15 protein-coding genes are annotated in these 17,825 nt (G+C 73.3%); 8 read left to right on the top strand and 7 right to left on the bottom strand.

Translation table 11 applies throughout. The features are described 5' to 3' along the window. Nucleotides 1-45: 45 nt before the first annotated feature. Genes AB0K67_RS09850 through AB0K67_RS09840 form a run of 3 tightly spaced genes read left to right on the top strand, consistent with a single transcriptional unit; the run spans nucleotide 46 to nucleotide 3,748 of the window. Nucleotides 46-1,242 carry a Xaa-Pro peptidase family protein gene (locus AB0K67_RS09850; protein WP_364055760.1) on the top strand — a complete coding sequence of 399 codons (1,197 nt, stop codon included), beginning with the start codon at nucleotides 46-48 and terminating at the stop codon, nucleotides 1,240-1,242. Next, nucleotides 1,239-2,456 carry a pyridoxal-phosphate dependent enzyme gene (locus AB0K67_RS09845; RefSeq protein ID WP_364055757.1) on the top strand — a complete coding sequence of 406 codons (1,218 nt, stop codon included), beginning with the start codon at nucleotides 1,239-1,241 and terminating at the stop codon, nucleotides 2,454-2,456. Before AB0K67_RS09850 ends, AB0K67_RS09845 begins: the two co-directional genes overlap by 4 nt. Next, on the top strand, nucleotides 2,453-3,748 hold the full coding sequence (locus tag AB0K67_RS09840; protein WP_364055754.1) for an MFS transporter: 1,296 nt from the start codon (nucleotides 2,453-2,455) through the stop codon (nucleotides 3,746-3,748). The genes AB0K67_RS09845 and AB0K67_RS09840 overlap by 4 nt, the downstream gene beginning before the upstream one ends. A 139-nt stretch (nucleotides 3,749-3,887) precedes the next feature. Here the strand turns inward: AB0K67_RS09840 and AB0K67_RS09835 are convergent, their stop codons facing one another. After that, entirely contained in the window at nucleotides 3,888-4,238 is a 351-nt protein-coding gene (locus AB0K67_RS09835) for a hypothetical protein (RefSeq protein WP_364055751.1), read from the bottom strand. A gap of 137 nt (nucleotides 4,239-4,375) precedes the next feature. On the opposite strand from AB0K67_RS09835, the gene AB0K67_RS09830 reads away from it, so the two are divergent. Beyond that, on the top strand, nucleotides 4,376-5,482 hold the full coding sequence (locus AB0K67_RS09830; protein ID WP_364055748.1) for a condensation domain-containing protein: 1,107 nt from the start codon (nucleotides 4,376-4,378) through the stop codon (nucleotides 5,480-5,482). Further along, entirely contained in the window at nucleotides 5,475-6,854 is a 1,380-nt protein-coding gene (locus AB0K67_RS09825; protein WP_364055745.1) for an amino acid adenylation domain-containing protein, read from the top strand. Before AB0K67_RS09830 ends, AB0K67_RS09825 begins: the two co-directional genes overlap by 8 nt. Here AB0K67_RS09825 and AB0K67_RS09820 read toward each other — a convergent pair. Together AB0K67_RS09820 and AB0K67_RS09815 are read right to left on the bottom strand one after the other, a co-directional pair. Beyond that, nucleotides 6,830-7,507: a carboxymuconolactone decarboxylase family protein gene (locus tag AB0K67_RS09820; protein ID WP_364055742.1), complete on the bottom strand. Its 678-nt coding sequence runs from the start codon at nucleotides 7,505-7,507 to the stop codon at nucleotides 6,830-6,832. The genes AB0K67_RS09825 and AB0K67_RS09820 overlap by 25 nt on opposite strands. Before the next feature lie 23 nt (nucleotides 7,508-7,530). Then, the gene (locus tag AB0K67_RS09815; protein ID WP_364055739.1) at nucleotides 7,531-8,364 is read right to left on the bottom strand and encodes an SDR family oxidoreductase; all 834 of its coding nucleotides are present in this window, start codon (nucleotides 8,362-8,364) and stop codon (nucleotides 7,531-7,533) included. A gap of 223 nt (nucleotides 8,365-8,587) precedes the next feature. Between AB0K67_RS09815 and AB0K67_RS09810 the strand changes: the two genes are divergently transcribed. Then, nucleotides 8,588-9,304: a hypothetical protein gene (locus tag AB0K67_RS09810; RefSeq protein ID WP_364055736.1), complete on the top strand. Its 717-nt coding sequence runs from the start codon at nucleotides 8,588-8,590 to the stop codon at nucleotides 9,302-9,304. On the opposite strand, the gene AB0K67_RS09805 is transcribed toward AB0K67_RS09810, so the two are convergent. Then, a complete protein-coding gene (locus AB0K67_RS09805; RefSeq protein WP_364055733.1) occupies nucleotides 9,289-11,994 on the bottom strand; it encodes an AAA family ATPase in 2,706 nt (901 codons plus the stop codon). The genes AB0K67_RS09810 and AB0K67_RS09805 overlap by 16 nt on opposite strands. 85 nt (nucleotides 11,995-12,079) lie before the next feature. On the opposite strand from AB0K67_RS09805, the gene AB0K67_RS09800 reads away from it, so the two are divergent. Beyond that, a complete protein-coding gene (locus AB0K67_RS09800) occupies nucleotides 12,080-12,472 on the top strand; it encodes a helix-turn-helix domain-containing protein (protein ID WP_364055730.1) in 393 nt (130 codons plus the stop codon). Between the two features lie 38 nt (nucleotides 12,473-12,510). Here AB0K67_RS09800 and AB0K67_RS09795 read toward each other — a convergent pair whose 3' ends face one another. After that, nucleotides 12,511-12,975: an SAM-dependent methyltransferase gene (locus AB0K67_RS09795; RefSeq protein WP_364055727.1), complete on the bottom strand. Its 465-nt coding sequence runs from the start codon at nucleotides 12,973-12,975 to the stop codon at nucleotides 12,511-12,513. Nucleotides 12,976-13,187: 212 nt separating this feature from the next. Between AB0K67_RS09795 and AB0K67_RS09790 the strand changes: the two genes are divergently transcribed. Then, complete coding sequence (locus AB0K67_RS09790; protein ID WP_364055724.1) at nucleotides 13,188-14,150, top strand: alpha/beta fold hydrolase; 963 nt, start codon at nucleotides 13,188-13,190, stop codon at nucleotides 14,148-14,150. Nucleotides 14,151-14,247: 97 nt separating this feature from the next. Here AB0K67_RS09790 and AB0K67_RS09785 read toward each other — a convergent pair whose 3' ends face one another. Both AB0K67_RS09785 and AB0K67_RS09780 read right to left on the bottom strand, forming a co-directional pair. Next, complete coding sequence (locus tag AB0K67_RS09785) at nucleotides 14,248-16,965, bottom strand: PQQ-binding-like beta-propeller repeat protein (protein WP_364055721.1); 2,718 nt, start codon at nucleotides 16,963-16,965, stop codon at nucleotides 14,248-14,250. Continuing rightward, on the bottom strand, nucleotides 16,959-17,813 hold the full coding sequence (locus AB0K67_RS09780) for a hypothetical protein (RefSeq protein WP_364055718.1): 855 nt from the start codon (nucleotides 17,811-17,813) through the stop codon (nucleotides 16,959-16,961). Before AB0K67_RS09780 ends, AB0K67_RS09785 begins: the two co-directional genes overlap by 7 nt. Nucleotides 17,814-17,825: the final 12 nt, after the last annotated feature.

Below are 17,825 nucleotides of genomic sequence, written 5' to 3'. Positions count from 1 at the left end.
TGTGTGAACCGCTGAATCGCGCCCGGAAGGAGCCGTACGGTGCCGATGGAGACCAGCCGATCGCCCGGGCTGCCCGCCCTGCGCAGGGAGCGGGTGCTGGCCGAGATGGCCGCCTCCGGGCTGGAGACCGTGGTGCTGAGCACGCCGGAATCGGTGCACTACGCCACCGGCCACCGCAGTCTCACCGCGACGCTGCACCGAGGCCCCGCGGTCGCCGCGGTCGTGACGGCCGCGCGTACGGTGCTGGTCGTCCCGGCCGGCGAGGCCGCGGCGGCGGAGGAGGCGCTGGGCGGGACCGGCGACCTGGTGACGTACGGGGAGTTCTACTTCGCGCACGCCGACGGGTCGGTGACGAGCGGCGACTATCCCGATCTGCCGTCCGCCCTCGGCGCGGTGCTGCCGAAGACGCCGGCCCAGAAGCCGGCCCAGAAGCCGGCGCAGAAGTCGGCTCTGAAGCCGGTGCGGAAACCGGCCGTGGAATGGGGCGGCCTCACCCGGCCGCCCGCCGCGCTCGACGGGGCGCCGGCCGCCGACGAGTGGATCAGGACGGTACGCGCCGTCAAGCTCCCCGGCGAGCAGGAGCTGCTGCGCAAGGCCGCGCGACTGGCCGAGGACGCGATCGCGGCCGCGCTGGACCAGGCGGCGGCGGGCGTGACCGAGCGCGAGCTGGCCGCTGTGATCGCGGGGGCGATGGCGGCCGGAGGCGGCGAGCCGGGGTTCGTGGTGGTGACGTCGGGGGAGCGGTCGGCGCTGTCCGACGCCTATCCGGCCGATCGCGCGTGCCGGCCGGGCGATCTGGTGCGCTTCGACGTGGGCTGCAGGTACCAGGGCTACTGGTCGGACGTGGCCCGCACCGCCGTCGTGGGCCCGCCGGACGAGCGGCGGCGCCGCTTCTACGAGGCGCTGGCGGCGGGCCAGGAGGCCGAGTTCGTCATGGCCAAGCCGGGGGTGCGCGCCTGCGACGTCTTCGCCGCCGCCGTACGCGCGGTCGAGGTGCACGGCGGCCCGCGCCCGTACCGGCGCCGCCACGTCGGCCACGCGATCGGGCTGTCGGTCTACGAGACCCCGGTGATCGAGCCGGCGGACGAGACCGTGCTGCGGCCCGGCATGGTGTTCAGCCTGGAGACGCCGTACTACGAGCTCGGCTGGGGCGGGATGATGGCCGAGGACGCCGGCGTGGTCACCGAGCACGGGTTCGAGCTGTTCACCCGGACCGATCGCGGGCTGCGGGTGATCCCGTGAGCATCACCTACCTCGGCGAGCTGGTGTGCCTGCGCTGCGCGGCCCGCTATGGCGAGGCCGCGGCCTTCGGCGGCTGCCCGGCCTGCGCCGAGCAAGGCGTGCCGGTCGCGCTGCGCCCCGACTACGCGATCACCCGGGACGGCGCCTCCTGGCGGTGGCGGGACGCGCTGCCGCTGGCGCCGGAGCGGCCGCTGGTGTCGCTCGGCGAGGGCGGCACGCCCCTGCTGCCGCTGCGCAGACTGGGCAGTGAGCTGGGCATCGGCGAGCTGTATCTCAAGGACGAGTCCCGCAATCCGACGTGGTCGTGGAAGGACCGGCTGGCCTCCGTCGCGGTCAGCAAGGCGGCGGCCGATGGGGCGGACACCGTGATCGTCTCCACCTCCGGCAACCACGGGGCCGCCGTTGCCGCGTACGCCGCCGCCGCGGGGCTGCGCTGCGTGGTGCTCACGATGCGGTCGGCCCCCGTGGCGATGCGCACGCTCATGCAGGTCTACGGCGCGGCCGTCTTCGCCTACGAGGACGGCCCGAGCCGCTGGGCGGTGATGAGGGAGGCGGTCCGGGCGCACGGCTGGGCGCCGATGTCCAACTTCGCCGATCCGCCGCTGGGCTCGAACCCCTTCGGCGTGGACGGCTACAAGACGATCGCGTTCGAGATCGTGCGCGATCTCGGCCGGGTGCCCGACGACGTCGTCGTCCCCGCCTCGTACGCGGACGGGCTGGCCGGCATCTACCGGGGATTCGCCGACCTCGTGGCCCTCGGCCTGGCCGAACGCGTGCCCAGGCTCATTGCAGGCGAGGTGTTCGGCCCCTACACTCGGGCGCTCGCGGCGGGCGATGAGGTCGCGGGTCCCGTGCCCGCCCGGGACACCAGGGCCTTCTCGATCGCCAGCCCGGTCGGGACGTACCAGGGACTGGACGCCCTGCGCCGCAGCGGCGGCCGGGCGGTCGTCGCGGGCGACGACCGCGCGCTGCTGGCCATGCAGCAGCAGGTGGCGGCCATGGAGGGGCTGTATCTGGAGGTCACCGGGGTGGTGCCTCTGGTGGCGGCGCGCACGCTCGCCGGCGGCGGGGCGCTGCGCGAGCGGACCGTGGTGGCGGTGGGCACCTCCACCGGGCTGAAGGACGTGGCGGCCACGGCGGAGCTCCTGCGGGACCCGCCGGTGCTGCCGCCCACTCTCGCCGCACTCGACAGGGCACTGGAGGATCGCACGTGAGGCAGACCCAGGACCGGCTCAGGCTCCGCGCGCTCGGCGCGAGCCTGGCGGGCAGCACGCTTGAATGGTACGACTACATGATCTTCGGGCAGGCCGCCGCGCTGGTCTTCCCCAAGCTGTTCTTCCCCGACAGCTCGCCGGTCGCCGGAGCGCTGAGCTCGTTCGCCGCGTTCGCGGCCGGGTTCGTCGCCCGGCCGGTTGGCGCCGTCATCGCCGGGCACTTCGGCGACCGGGTGGGCCGCCGCGGCGTCCTGCTGGCCACCATCGTCACGATGGGGGTGGCCACCTGCGCCATCGGGCTGCTGCCCACGCACGCCCAGATCGGCGTCTGGGCGCCCGTCCTGCTGACGGTCTGCCGGATCCTGCAGGGGCTCGCGCTCGGCGGCGAGTGGGGCGGCTCGGTGCTGCTCGCGGTCGAGCAGCTTCCCGGCGGCAGGCGGAAGGGGCTGCTCGGCAGCATCCCGCAGGCGGGCGACCCCCTGGGACTGCTGCTGGCCGGGGCCTCGTTCGCGCTGATGACGACGGTGGCCGACGACGCGGCGTTCCTGGCCTGGGGGTGGCGGGTGCCGTTCCTGTTCGGGGCGTCGATCCTGCTCGTGGGGCTCTGGCTGCGGCTGCGGATCACCGAGACGCCCGAGTTCCTGGAGAACGTGAAGAAGGCCGAGCCCGAGAAGGCGCCGCTGGTCGCGGTGCTGCGCACGAACCCGGGCAACTTCATCCTGTCGGTCGGGTGCCGGCTCGCGGTCGACATCGGCTTCTACATCTTCACCGTCTTCTCGATCACGTACGTCACCGCCCGCGGCCTCATGCCCGGCGGCGCCGTGCTGACCGCCACGATGGTGGCCGCGGCGCTCGCCCTCGTCACCACCCCGGCGTTCGGCGCGCTGGCCGACCGGGTGGGCGGCAAGAGAATGCTGCTGTGCGGCCTGGCCGGTCTCGGAGTCGCCGAGCTGCTGTTCTTCCCGCTGCTCGACACCGGCAGCACGGCGCTGGCCTCGGTGGCCATGGTGCTCGGCTTCAGCCTCGCGGGGATGGCGATCTGGGCGCCGTACGCGGGGCTCATCTCGTCGGTCTTCCCGCCGGCCACGCGCTACACGGGCACGTCGTTCAGCTTCCAGTTCTCCGGCATCATCGGCGGCGGCGTCGCGCCCTTCATCTCGACCGCGCTGTTCGACGCGACCGGCTCGTCGGCGTCGGTCACGCTCTACGGGATGATCGCCGTGGTGATCAGCATCGTGTGCGTGGCCGCCGTCCGCACCCAGGAGGAGCTGGTCCCGGCCGCCGCACGCTGACGGCCGCGTCCCGAGCCGGCGTCACGCCACGATCGGGCAGCCCGAAGCCGGTGTCGCGCCACGGCGATCGGAGTGAGGCCGGTGTCGCGCCACGGCGATCGGGCAGCCCGGGGCCGGCGTCACCTGCACGCGGGCGGTGTCACTTGAGGGCATTGGCGGCGAGCCTGAGGTCGGTGAAGGCGCGGTCGAGGTGGGTGTGCAGGTCGGCGGCGCGGTCGGCGCGCCAGCGGCGGATCGCGATGGAGTAGGTGTCGAGGCCCACCTGGGCGCACAGAGCGGCGATCGGCTCGGCGACGCCGCGGGCGCGCAGCGCGTCGCTGAGCGCGGCGGCCAGGGCCGCGTTCTTGGCCAGCGCGCACTCCTGCAGGGCCGGGGTGGCGGCGATGACCGGGTGCCGCCGCCCGGTGATCGGGAGGTTGCGCTCGATCAGCGGCACGGCCTGGTGGAAGGCGGCGCGCAGGGTGGGCAGCGGCTTGGTGCCGTGGGGCACCGCCGCGACCGCGCCGGTGAGCAGGTCGCGCAGCTCGGCCTCGCCGTCGAAGAAGACCTCGCGCTTGTCGGCGAAGTGGCGGAAGAACGTGCGCTCGGGACGCCGTCCGGCGGCGCTCGCTGTCCCTGCTGTACCCGATGCTCGACGACCGCCTCCAGGTGCCGCCGAGCCACGAGGCCGCCTCCGAGGTGGTCTTCGCCCGCCGCGACTACCGCCTGGCCTGGGAGGCGGTCCTGGGCGACCGGCGCGGCACCGACGACGTGCACCCGTACGCCGTGCCGTACCCGCCGGACGAGCCGCCGCTGCTCTGGGTGCACATGGGCCGATGCGCGGACGGCACGAGCCTGCTGGTGATCGTCACCCACCACGTCGTCTCCGACGCCTGGTCGCTGACGCTGCTGGCGCGCGATCTGTCCGACGCCTACACGGCCCGCCTCAGGGGCGGCCCGCCGCTGGACTCCGGCGTCCTGTCGTACGCCGAGGTCGCCGCCGACGACCACTCGCCCGCCTGGGAGCGGACCATCACCGACGCGCTGCCGTACTGGAAGGACCGGCTGACCGGCGTGGCGGACCTCGCGCTGCCGGTGCCGACGCCCGGCAGGCGGGGCGAGCAGCACACGCGCCGCTTCACCGTGCCCGCCGCGCTGTGGCGGCGGCTCGGCGAGGTGGCGCGGCGGCGCAGGACGACGCCGTTCCCGCTGCTGCTCACCGCGTTCGCCGCGGCGGTCTGGGCCGGGCGGCGCGAGGCCGTCGTGCCGATCATCACGGCGGGGCGCAAGCCGTCGGAGTGGTACACGGCCGGGTTCATGCTCAACCTGCTGTGGCTGCGCCTCACCGCCGGCGACCCCGGCGACCTGGACGAGCTGAGCCGCCGCGCCGACGCCGAATGCCGGGCGGCCTACCGGCACGACGTGCCGCTGCTGCGGGTGCTGCCCGAGGCGCCGGACCTCACCGCTTCGATCTTCGACCCGTCGGAGATCGTGGAGCGCACGTTCCCGGTGTTCCAGCTCATCCCGAAGTCGCCGTTCGCCCCTGCCGCCGGCGACCCGGCGCTGCTGCTGACGCCCGTGCCGGAGGAGCGGCAGCCCGCCCCCGTGATGCCCCTGCACCTGCTGTGGTCGATGCGGGTGGACGAGGAGGTGACCGGCATCGTCACCTACGAGGCCGAGATGTTCGGCGGTGACTGGGTGGCGGAGAAGATCGGCGCCTTTCTGAGCGCGCTGGAGCGGCTGGCCGATGCTTGAGCTGATCGAACCCCACCTGACCGGCGATGCCGTCGCGATCGCCGACCGCGAGGGAGAACTGTCCTACCGGGAGCTGGGCCGCCGCAGCGCCGCCCTGGCACGAGTGCTGCTGAACGCGGGCCTGCGGCCCGACGAGCCCGTGGTGATCCACGCCCACCTGTCCCGGTGGGCGGTGCTCGGCATGCTCGCCGTCCTGCGGGCCGGCGGCCGTTACGTGGCCATCGACGCCGCCTTCCCCATCCGGCGGCAGCAGGACGTCGCGCAGGCGTCCGGGGCGCGGCTCGCGCTCATCGAGCCGGACATGATCGTCTCTTTGATCGGGCCTGAGCGCCGCTTCGACATGTCGCGTACGGACCCGGTCGACGAACCGCCGCCCGCCACCGGAGCGCGGCTCGCCTACACCTGCTTCACCAGCGGCACGACCGGCACGCCCAAGCCCGTCACCGTCTCGCGTGCGGCCCTGGCCTGGTCCACCTCCGCGAGGCTCGCCTACTATCCGACGCCGGTCACCGGGTTCCTGCTCTGCTCGTCCATCTCGTTCGACAGCTCGGTCGCCGGGATCTACTGGACGCTGGCCTCCGGCGGCACGCTGGTCATCCCCAGCCAGCGCCCGTCCGACCTGGCCGCGCTCGCGCGCTTCGCCGCCGAGCACCGGCCGTCCCACCTGCTCATGGTGCCGTCGCTGTACGGGCTCGCGCTCCGCAACGGCCTCGCGGAGGCGTTCGCGTCCCTCGACACGGTGATCGTCGCGGGCGAGACCTGCCCGCCCGCGCTGGTCGGCGCGCACTACGCGATGCTGCCCGACGCGCTTCTCTACAACGAGTACGGCCCCACCGAGTGCACCGTCTGGAGCACCGTGCACCGCTGCGTCCCGCAGGACGCGCGGGCGGCCCGGGTGCCGATCGGCCGCCCGATCCCCGGAGCGCGGGTGGAGGTCGCAGAGCCGGGCGAGGACGGCGTCGGCGAGCTGGTGATCTCCGGCCCCGGCCTGGCCGAGGGGATCGGCGACGCCTACCGCACCGGAGACCTGGTCTCGCTGCGCTCCGACGGCGAGCTGCTGTTCCACGGCCGCGCCGACCACCAGCTCAAGCTGAGCGGCGCGCGGGTGGAGCGCGCGGAGATCGAGCACGCGATGGCGACGTTCCCCGGCGTGCTGGACGCCGCCGTCGGGGTGACGCGGGCCGCGGCGGGCGCGCCCCGGCTCAAGGGCTACCTGGTCACCGAGCAGGACCGCATCGACCGCCGGGCCCTGCGCGCCCACCTGCTCGACCGGCTGCCGATCGTGGCCGTCCCGGCGACGTTCCAGCGGCTGGACGCGCTGCCGCGCCTGCCCAACGGCAAGATCGACTACACCGCGCTCGACGACGGCTGAGGCGGCTCCAGGCGCAGCGCGCGGGCGGCCGCCCAGGCCCTCGGAAGGCCGAACTCGGCCACGCCGCGCAGCAGGTCGCGCAGCGTGTCGTCGGTCGCGCCGGCCGTCCTGGCCAGCTCGGCGTGCAGCCGCAGCGACTCGCCGAGCGTCTGGTGGAACACGTCCACCACCAGGCAGGCGAGGGCACGCTCCCGCACGCTGAGGTGCGGGCGCGCCCAGCGCTGGGCCAGCTGGTCCTCGGTGAAGGCGGCGAGGCCGGGGTCCACGTCCTCCAGGGCGTGCACGGCACGGGCGAGCGGCCCGGACAGCGGCGTCGGCTCGACCGGCTTGTCATCCTTCGCCTCCGGCAGGCCGAGCTCGGTCAGGCGCTGCAGCGCGGTGACCACGATCGGATAGCCGGTATAGGGCGCGAGATGCCGGTAGAGCTCGCGGATCGCCTCCGGGTCGGTGCCGTTGTCCAGCGCCATCCGCAGGTGCATGGCCAGGGGCTGCCCGAGGTGCGGGTGGCACAGGTCGGCGGTCAGGCAGACGAACGCCTTCTCCCGCATGGTCAGGTGGCGCAGGCCCCACAGGTTGTGCCCGGCGCCCACGGCGTACTGGGCGAAGACGGGGTCGAGCGCGGTCAGGGCTTCCGCGCCGGAAAGGCGGATCATGGGACTCCGTTCAGCAGGAGGGTTCAGGACAGGCCGAGCGCGCGCATGCGGACGGCGTCGAGGGTGTACTGGGGGAGGATGCGGCCCATCGTGCTCATCAGCCGGGACTTCTTGCCGACCGGGTAGCGGGCGCGCGGCTTGCGCGCGGTGAGCGCGTGCAGGATGGCGCGCGCCACCACGTCCGGGCTCGATCCGCTGCGCTCCTCCTTGAGCCCGGCGGCGGTCATGGTCCGGTACGCCCGGCCGTACAGCCGCCGCCCCTCCTCGCCGAGCGAGGCCAGGCGGGGCTCGACCTCGTCTTCGAGCTTGTCCACCGCGTCAGTGTGAATGGAGCCGGGCTCGATGAGCACGGCCGCCACCCCGTACGGCTTGAGCTCCATGCGCAGCGCGTCGTTGAGCGAGCGGATGGCGTGCTTGGACGAGCAGAGCGGCCCGCCGAACGGCAGCGTGATCCAGCTCCCGACCGAGCCGACCGTGACCACCCGGCCGCGCGAGGCGCGCAGCATCGGCAGCATCGCCTGGGTGACGGCGATCTGGCCGAAGACGTTGACCTCGTACTGCCACCGCAGCGCGTCCAGGGGGACGAACTCCAAAGGCCCGGTGACGCCGATGCCGGCGTTGTTGACCAGCGCGTCGAGGCGGCCGAGCCGCCGGGCGGCGCCGGCGATCTGCCCGGCGTCGGTGATGTCGAGCGGTATCGGGGTGACGGCAGGGCCGAGCGCCTGGCCGTCGGCCTCCTTGCGCACGCCCGCGTACACCGTGAAGCCCTCGCGGGCCAGCAGCAGGGCGGTGGCCCGGCCGATGCCGGTGGAGGCTCCGGTGACCAGCACGTTCTTGGACTCGGTTCTCGTGGACATGATCCGGACACTAGGAGGAACGCCCCGGAGTCCGCCTCCGTCACGTGACTGATGTTCGTACGGAGGTCACCCGGTCATGCGGCGGGCGCGCTCCGCACAGGCCCGGGGACGGCGCCGCGCTCAGGGCCATCGGAGCCGCGTTCCCGCTGGTGACAGGCCATAGAGGCGGGTTCAGCGCGATGACGGAAGCGGCCGGTCACGCGTGCGGTCTAGCGTCGGCGGCGTGAAGCTGATCAACGACCATCTGGCCGTCAAGGCCCGCCTTCTGCCCGCGACCGGCGATGGTTTCGTCGTGCTCGCCGGCGAGGCCGGCTCCTGGCGCGGCCCTTTCGCGTCCGCTCCCACCCGGCTCGCCGCGCGGCTCAAGGCGCTCGCCGCGGACGTCGAGGCCCGCGAGGCCAACGTGTTCCGCGCCGTGCTCCGCCCGCCGGGCGAAGGCGACGAACTGCTCGCCGCCAGGGGCGTGCCGCCCGCGCGCTACGACATCGTCGTGCTGATCCGCACCGCGTCCGTGGAGGCCGCCCACGCCGCACGCGAGAGCGCAGCGTACCGCGAGCTCGCCAGGACGCTGCGCGCGAGGGCCCGCCGCACGTACGAGACCGTCGCGGAGAACGCGGCCCGGCTCGGCGACGTGGACCACGGCCAGGACCACTACTTCCTGTTCAACTACTTCTACGCCGACGACCGCGACATCCTGCTGAAGGTCTGGGAGTACACCGCGGGCTGGTTCCAGGCCAAGACCGCGCTGCCCGACTCCGCGCTCATGCGGCCGGTCGAGGGCGAAGCCGGCGGCTACGGGCTCATCAACCACGCGAGCTGGCCGACGCTCGGCACCTTCCTGCCCGGCCTGATCTTCCGGCCGTCGTTCCGCAGCTTCGTGCTCGCCACCTTCAAAGCGAACGGCATCGCCGCGCAACCGATCATCTACCGCCGGGTCTGATCCAGCCTGGCCAGCTCGGCACGCGAGGCCACGCCCAGCTTCGGGAACGCCTTGTACAGGTGCGATGCCACCGTGCGCGGGCTCAGGAAGAGCTGGGCGGCGATCTCCCGGTTGGACGCCCCCGTGACCGCCAGCCGCACCACCTGCAGCTCCTGCGGGGTGAGCCTGGACATGAGGTCGTCGCCGCCACCGCCGGCGATGGACACGCCGGCCGCGCGCAGCTCGCCGGCCGCGCGGGCGGACCACGGCGCGGCGCCCAGCCGGTCGAACGCCTGCATGGCCGCCTCCAGGTGGGTGCGGGCCTCGCCGCGCCGCTGGTGCCGCCGCAGCCACTCCCCGTACACCAGCCGGGTGCGCGCCTGGTCGAAGGGCTGCTCGTGCTGCAGGTGCAGCTCAAGGGCGCGCTGATACTCCTGCTCTGCGCGGTGCTCATCGGCCATCAGCGCCCTGGCCCGGTGCTGGACGGCCAGGGGGCCCGGCTCCTCGGTCGCCCGCGCCCACTTCGCGTGCCTGCGCAGCGCCGTACGTCCCCGCTCGGGCGTGCCCGCCCTGACGGCCGCCTCGACGTAGTCGGGCCAGGCGTACCGCCAGATGAATGCGTGCCGCGACGGGCCCGCCATCGCCCGGTCCATCGCCTCCAGCGCCGCCTCGTAGCGGCCCCTGCCCAGGTCGAGCAGCACTCCGGCGAACTCGGCCCAGCACCGGCTCGGAAACCACCGCCGGGCCTCGGAGAGCCGGATCGCCTCGGCGGCCAGCGCGGCGTACTCCTCCTCCGCTCCGGCGACCGCGGCCAGCCAGGCGCGCAAACCCGCCAGGTAGCCGCGCCACACCGGCTGGCCCACGTCCGCGGCGAGCGTCATCCCCTCCGCCGCCGTGTCCCGCGCGCCCGGGTGCCCGCCGTCCATCAACTGGGCGATGGCCAGTATGGTCATCGCCTGCGGCATGCGTCCGAGACGCCCCTCCGCCCGGCACTCCCTGACCATCTCCACCGCGGCGTCGAGCATCCCCGCGCGGTCGGCGGGCATCACGGCCTGCAAGGAGACGATCAGCCGCAGGTCGAACGGCACCTCGTCCAGCCTGGCCGCGCGCGTGATGGTCACCTTGGAGCCGCCTTCTATGACCGTGCGGAAGTTCGCGTTCATCGCCTTCACCACCGCGGTCACCCCATCGCCGTCCGGGGTCAGCTCCTCGATGCGGCGCACCAGGTGGAGCTGGTCCGCATGCGCGGTGCTCGTCCAGGTGTAGTAGCTGGCCGTGCCGAGCAGCGACAGCCGGGTGAGGTGGTCCACGCCCGCCTGGGCGCCCTCCACCAGCAGCCGCGCGGCCTCCAGCGGGCGGCCCGACTCGACCGCCAGCCGCGCGCGTACGACGTCCAGCTCGGCTCTGACGGAACCCTCCGGCATCCCGGGTCCGGTCCGCCGCAGCGCCCGCGCGACCAGCTCGGCGGCGCGCTGCCCGAGCCCCGCCTCGACCGCCGCCGACGCCGCCAGCGTGTAGCGGCGTGCCGCCTCGGCGGCGCCGGCCGACAGCTCGGCGGCACGCGCGTAGGCCGCCGACACCGCGGCCTGCCCGCCGCGCCGCTGCGCGCGCAGCGCCAGCCGCTCCATCTCCATGGCCACCTGCTCGTCAGGGCGCAGCGTGACCGCGGCCAGATGCCAGGCCCGCCGGTCGTCGTCGACCGACTCGGCCAGCGCCCGGTGCGCCGCCATCCGGGCGGCGATGTCGGTGGCCATCAGCACCGCGGCCCGTACCAGCGGATGGTGGAAGGCGACGCCGTCGGGGGAGACCCGGATCAGGCCCGCACGCTCGGCCGGGGCGGCGTCGGCGAGCGAGGCCCCGAGCTTGCTCAGCGCGTGGGCGAGCACGCCCAGCTCGCCCCGGTCGTCGAGCGCGGCGACCAGCAGGAACGTACGGGTGCCCGCGGGCAGCGCGGCGACGCGGTCGCGGAAACCGGCGAGCACCCGGCCGGTCACCGGCGCCGCGCCGCCCAGGCAGAACGGCAGCGGGCCCGTCGCCTCCGGGCTCAGCATGCGCGGCAGCTCCAGGAGGGCGAGCGGGTTGCCCTGCGCCTCGGCCACCACCTGGTCGCGTAACGCCGGCGGGAGCGCCTCCGAGTGCTCGGAGAGAAGCCGGCGGGACGCCTCGGCGTCCAGGCTCCCCAGGTGAAGCTCGGGCAGCTCCCCGGAGGAGAGCCGGGCGCCGGTCCTCGCGGCGAAGAGCACGGCGACCGGCTCAACGTGCAGGCGGCGCGCGGCGAACAGCAGCGCGTCGGCCGACTCGCCGTCCAGCCATTGAGCGTCGTCGATCAGGCAGAGCAGCGGCCCCTGCGCCGACAGCTCCACGAGCAGGCTGAGCGTGGCCAGGCCGACGAGGAAGCGGTCGCCCCTGGTGGTGCCGCCCAGGTTGAACGCGCCCAGCAGCGCCTCGGCCTGCTGCTGCGGCAGCCCGCTCACCCGATCGAGCGCCGGGCGGAGCAGCAGGTGCAGCGCGGCGAACGGAAGCTCGGCCTCCGACTCGACGCCGGTCACCCGCAGCACCTGCCCGGTGAAGTTCTCCGCGGCGTAGCCGAGCAGGGCGGACTTGCCGATGCCCGCCTCGCCGCGCACGACCAGCACGCCGGGACGGTTCTCAAGGGTGCCGAGCAGCAACTCGTCGATGGCGGCCTGCTCCGCCGCCCGGCCGTACAACATGCCACTCCTCGCACCCTTTTGTCCCTGGCGTCACCGTAACGTTCATGTTCCCGTCACACCATCGCGCAGGCCAGGCGATGAACGCATGCGGGATCTCCCCACGGCGGAGTCGTGCGGGACCCCCGAGGAGGTGCGGTGGCGGGCCATCGAGGGCTACGTCGATGTGCACCTGCGCCACCGCGACACGCTGACCATGCTGGTCAGGGACATGAGGCTGCTCGTGCAGGCGCCGATCGCGGACCGCTGCCGCACCGCCATCGCGCGGCGGATGATTCTGGACGGCGCTCGGGCACTGCTGGAGGCGCGGGGGCGAGGCGGCGGACGCCCCGCCATCCTGGGCGACGAGCAGATCGCCCAGGTACGCGCCCTGCACGCCGAAGGCGTCGCCGCCGAGGAGATCGCCACGAGGTTCGGCGTCTCCAGGGCGACGGTCTACCGCTGTCTCGAAAACTCAAAACCTCGAATCAAGACGACTTGATTTCGATACTGAGACGGGGCCGGGATCTCAGTAGCCGCTCAGTAGTAGGCGCGCATCAGCTCCGTCGCCCACTCCGGCTGCACCGTCTCGCCCTGCGGGCCGAACTCGGCCATGTAAGGCTTGACGTCCAGCACCGGGCTGCCGTCCACGGCGTCGAGACCGCGTACGTGGATGTCGAGCCCATCCACGGCGAGCAGGCGGCAGCGGGAGACGCCCAGAAGGTTCGGGCGGTTCTTGCCCCGCTGGGCGAAGATGCCGACCTTGGGCCAGTCGGTGTTGCCGCGCGGGTGGCGCGCCGACGTGGTGATGGAGCCCGGGTCCACGAGGTGGAACCGGTACACCACCTCCAGATGCGAGAAGTCCTCAAGACCGGCGAGCGCCTCCGGCTCGAAACGCGTCCCGTCGATGCGGATCACCGCGACTTCGGCGTCCCAGCCGTCGTCGAAGGGTTCGGCACGGCCGCCGACGACGCTGCCCACGGGTTCCAAGGTGATGGCCTGCACGGCGTTCCTCCCAGGGTGTCCTCGTACGTTGAGCGGGCCACGAACGTACGGCCCGGCCGAGGCGCACCGCATCAGTAAGAGGACTGAAGTCCGGCGAGGCCGCTTAAGCATCGTGACCGGATCCCACGACGTGTGATCGAGATCACCTCCGCCCATGTCACGCGGGCGTGCCTTCGCCCGTCCTTGCTGCGACGAACCACTGAGGGGGGATCATGATCAATGTTGAGCAGGCACGGGCGGGGCGCCCCCGCAGGCGGCGCGGGCGTCGTTGGCCGCGTCGGGTGGCGGGCGCGCTCGCGCTGCTGGTGGCCGTGACGCTGTTCATCGCGTACGTCTGGCAGCCGTCGTCCGTGGACGGCTACCGCTCGGCGTACGAGGGCGGCTACCTCGACACGCGGCGGGCGCGGTTCCACTACAGCAAGACGGGCAGCGGATCGCCGGTGGTGCTGGTGGCGGGCGGCGCGCAGTGGCTGTACTCGTACCGGGACACGATCCCGGCGCTCGCGCGCGAGCACACCGTGTACGCCGTCGATCTGCCGGGACAGGGCTACACCACGGTGAAGGGCGAGTTCGCCTACGACATCCCGGCCATGGCGGCGGCGCTCGGCGCGTTCCTCGACGCGGCGGGGCTGACCACGGTCTCCCTGGTCGGCCACTCCTGGGGCGGCGCCTGGTCGCTGTACTACGCCGAGCGCAACCCGTCCCGCGTCGACCGGCTCGTCCTGCTCGACTCCCCGGGCCTGGACAAGCCGCTCGCCTCGCAGACGGCGCTGTTCTCCGTACCGGTCGTGGGGGAGCTGGCGGTCAAGCTCATGGGCCGCTCCGACTTCGAGAAGAGCCTGCGCACCGCTTTCGCCCGCCAGGACCGCGTCACCGCCGAGGTCGTGGACGAGACCTGGCACTGGATGTCACGCCCCGACAGGCGGGAGGCTTTCGTCCGCCTCGTCCGTACCCAGGACTACCAGCCGACGGACGCCGGCCTCGCCGGCCTGCGCGCCAAGACCATGGTCATCTGGGGCGAGGACGACCAGTGGCTCCCGGCCGCGTACGCCCAGGAGTACGGCAGGCGCATCCCCGGCGCCACGGTGAAGATCGTCCCGGACGCCGGCCACAACGTCCACGAAGACGCTCCCGACCAGGTCAACCCGCTCCTCACCGCCTTCCTCCGGTCCTGATCCGGCAGGCACCGGTGCCGGTCACCGCCACCACCTCGATGGCCGCGCGCAGCCGCGGCGCGTCGCGCACGGGGCCGGAGGGGGTGAAGCCACCCGCTCAGGGGGTCGGGACGGGAAACCCGTACACGTTGCCGTTCGAGCTGCCGACGAAGACGAAACCGCCGGTCACGACGGGTTCGGTGGTGATGCGGCCACCGGCGCGGAAGCTCCGCCGCTCGACGCCGGTACCGGCGTCGAGCGCGTGCAGCGTGCCCTCGTCGTCCCCGATGTACACGGTCCCGTCCGCCACCACCGGGCCGGTTCCCCGGTCCCGGCCCAGGGGGAAGGTCCAGCGCGATGTGCCGGTGGCGGCGTCGAGCGCGTGCAGCCTGCCGTCCAGTCCGCTGATGTACGCGCGCCCCCGGGCCACTGCGATGGCCCAGTTGTACTGGAATGCGCCGCCGGTCGTGTGGTGGTTCCACAGCGGCTTGCCGGTGGCGGCGTCCAGCACGTACGTCGTGCCCTCCTTGTCGCCGAGGTACAGCCGCCCGCCGGTCACCACGGGCCGGAAGCCGATGGCGGCGCCGATGGCGGCGCGCCAGAGGACTTCTCCGGTGGCGGCGTCCAGAGCGCGCACCTCGCCCCTGGCGCTCGCGGCATAGAGCACCGCGCCGCTCCGCGTCAGCTGGATGAAGTCCGTGGCGCCGCCGGCTCGAGCGCGCCACTTCCGGGCTCCCGAGGCGGCCTCCAGCGTGTCCACCATGCCGTTCCCGCCGCCGACGTGGACGGCATCGCCCATGAGAACGAGATAGGACTTGACAGGGAAGAGACCCTTCGGCCGGAACGTCCACAACCTCTCGCCCGTGGCCTGGCTCAGCGCCACGAGCTCGGGCGTCGTCTCCAGGTGGGAGCGCCTCGTCCAGGCGTACAGGCGGCCTCCCGCACTGGCGAGGTCGCTGACGACGAGCAGCTTGCGGCTCCACCTCGGGCGGCCGGTGGCGGTGTCCAGCGCGACCAGGCGGCCGGACTCGTTCGCGGCGTACACGGTGCCGTCCACGACCACATGGCCGTTATGGATGACGCCGCCCGTCGGGAAACGCCACCGCCGCGCGCCCGAGGCGGCGTCCAGCGCGGTCACCGTGCCGTCGCCGCTGGTGGCGTATGCCACGCCGCCGGTCACCACCGGCCCGGCGTGGACGATCGCGTCCGTCGGGTGGCTCCAGCCGTCCGCGTGCGCGGGAACGGGGACGGCGGCGCCTGGGCGGTAACGGGCGAACAGCTTGTTCCGCAGCAACGGGGAGAGGAGCCGTACCGCCTGCCGTGACGGAGAGGTCAACCGGACGATGACGGGGCCCACGTTCATGAGCGTCCCGCCATAGTACCCGTTCGTCTCATCCACGGTGTAGGTGAGAAATCCCGGGCTCTCGGTGGTGGGATCGACGTGGTCGGTCGCTTCGATGGCTTGCTCGTCGCGAGCGAACAGCCGGCGCGCGCCGGCGTCCGACGGCGACACCCATTCCACCGAGAGCGAGACGACGGGGTCGCCGTCCCCGGGCGGCACCCAGTCGCATTTCCCGGCTTTCCCCGGTGGGCCGACCGGCCAGGGGACCGCGCGGTAGCCGTCCGCGACCAGGGACAGATCGCGCTCGGTCAGCAGGCCGCAGGCATCCGGCCAGGCGCTCGCCGGGACTCCGCCGAACCAGGAGCGCTCGCGAGGCGGGCCGTAGATCAGCCTGTACGCGGTGATCCGGCTGCCACCTGGCCACTTGCCGTGCACGAAGGCCATGTTCGTGATCACCCCGGCGAGGGACGCCTGGGTGAAGGGCTGATCGATCGGCAGCCCGCCGAGCCGTCCCGTCCCGGGGTCGACGGAGATCAAGTAGGCGGGCAATGGCCAGCCCTCCTGCCGTCGGGCTCCCCCGGGGTCGGCCGCGGCCGAGAGAGTTCCGGCGTAGATCGGTGGAGACCAGCGCTCCGGGCTCGTGATGAATCCGGCCTCCCGCGCACGCGGCAGCGGGCGGCCGTCAGGTCCGTGGAAGGAGCCGCTGGAGCCGGTCAGGACATGTGTGTGACCTTCGGCGTCGGTCGTCAGGCCGATCGCGAGGCCGGCGTACGACTGATCGGACGGCTTCGACAGCGTCCGGCTCCACCGATGACGCAGCGTGCGCGGATCGATCGAGGCGAGCCGGAGCCCGTTCTCCTTGCAGCCGCTGAGCAGCGTCACCGACCGGGCGGTCCCGGCACTCGTCAGGTGGCAGCCCTGCCCGTACGTCGCCCGCGCCGTGTCCGCCCCGGTGCTGAGGTCGAGGGCCCGGATGTCGAGCGGGTCGGCCGAGCGTTCGAACACCACGACGCCGCGCTCGGTCACCAGGATCCGCGGGCCGTCGTACGCACCGACGTCGTCCCACACGGCCGGCTCGGTGGAGACAGTGATCGCGCGCCGCCACAGCACCCGGCCCGTGGCCAGGTCATGACCGGTGAGGGCATGTCCGGTGGCATCCGGCCGCTGGCGTGCCACGACCAGCGTGCCCGCGGCGATCCACACGCCGGTGACGATCGTGGACGGGGACGGGTCGGCGGGGATGGTGCGCCGGAGCTCACCGGTGCGGGGATCGCGGATCTGGACGGTGTTCTCGTGCGTGGCCATTGCGACGGCACGGCCGGACGCGGCGAAACGCGGGGTGTCGTACGTCTTGTCGATGTCGGCGTTCGCGGACACCGACCACACCGCACGCCACTCGATCGGGACGAGCCGCCGCCACGGCGCGTCCGCCGCCGCGCACGCCAGCACCGCCACCGCGAGCAGCACTCCGGCCACGCGACGCCCGCTCAGCATGCCGCCCTCTTGTGGCTCTGCCTGCCCATCGCACATGCTTCCGCGTTGGAGATGGGCCGCCAGCCGCCGAGCGGGGAGACGGCGTAGTAGGAGCGGTACGTGCCGGCGAGGCCGGTCACCCGGAACGGGCCCCCGTCCGGCCCTTCGACGCTCACCTGCTCGGTCCGGTCCTCGGCGAGCACGGTGACCAGGAGATCGAAGGCGTAGGACGCCGCCTTGCCCTTGACCGACAGGGAGAGCGTGACCCGCTCGTCCCGTTTCAGGTCGATCTGCTTCTTCCTGAAGTAGGGGGTCTTCCGGTCCGCCGCGGTCACGAAGCGGGGAACCGGCGTGTCGAGATCCGCGGACAGTTCGATGGTGTCGGTCGTGCCGGCGGAGCTGTAGATCAGCAGCGCGCCGTCCGCGACGGGCCCGCGATCGAGGATGCGCGGCTCGATGTCGACGATGCGCAGGCTGCTGCGGTTCCCGGTGAGGACGACCGTCACCGCCGCCTCTTCGATGGGGGCCGCCTGGTGCCGGGCCATGACCGCGTCGTGCCGCGCGCCGGACGCGTTGGCCCGCAGGACCGCCCGTTCTCCGGGATCGGTCACCGGCCTGCCCAGGGCGATCTCGTGCTGGGAGCGGTCGACGGCCACGTAGCCGACCTTGATGGGCGGCCCGCCGCTGAGCCGATCGACCGCGGCGGGACCGCGCGCGTTGACCCACGCGGTGATGACGGCGCCGATCGCCGCGATGATCACGGCACTGAGTATCCCCGCCGACCACCTCCCCACGGCCGTCCAGCGTCCCTCCTCGGCCTCCTTCGCGCGGGTGGGCGCGGCACGCCTTTTCTGACGTGCTCTGGCCATGGAGTTCTCCCT

Source organism: Nonomuraea sp. NPDC052634, from assembly GCF_040678535.1.
Classification (GTDB): domain Bacteria; phylum Actinomycetota; class Actinomycetes; order Streptosporangiales; family Streptosporangiaceae; genus Nonomuraea; species Nonomuraea fastidiosa.
The sequence above is the reverse complement of the archived record's forward strand: the minus strand, read 5'-3'. Positions and strand labels throughout refer to the sequence as shown.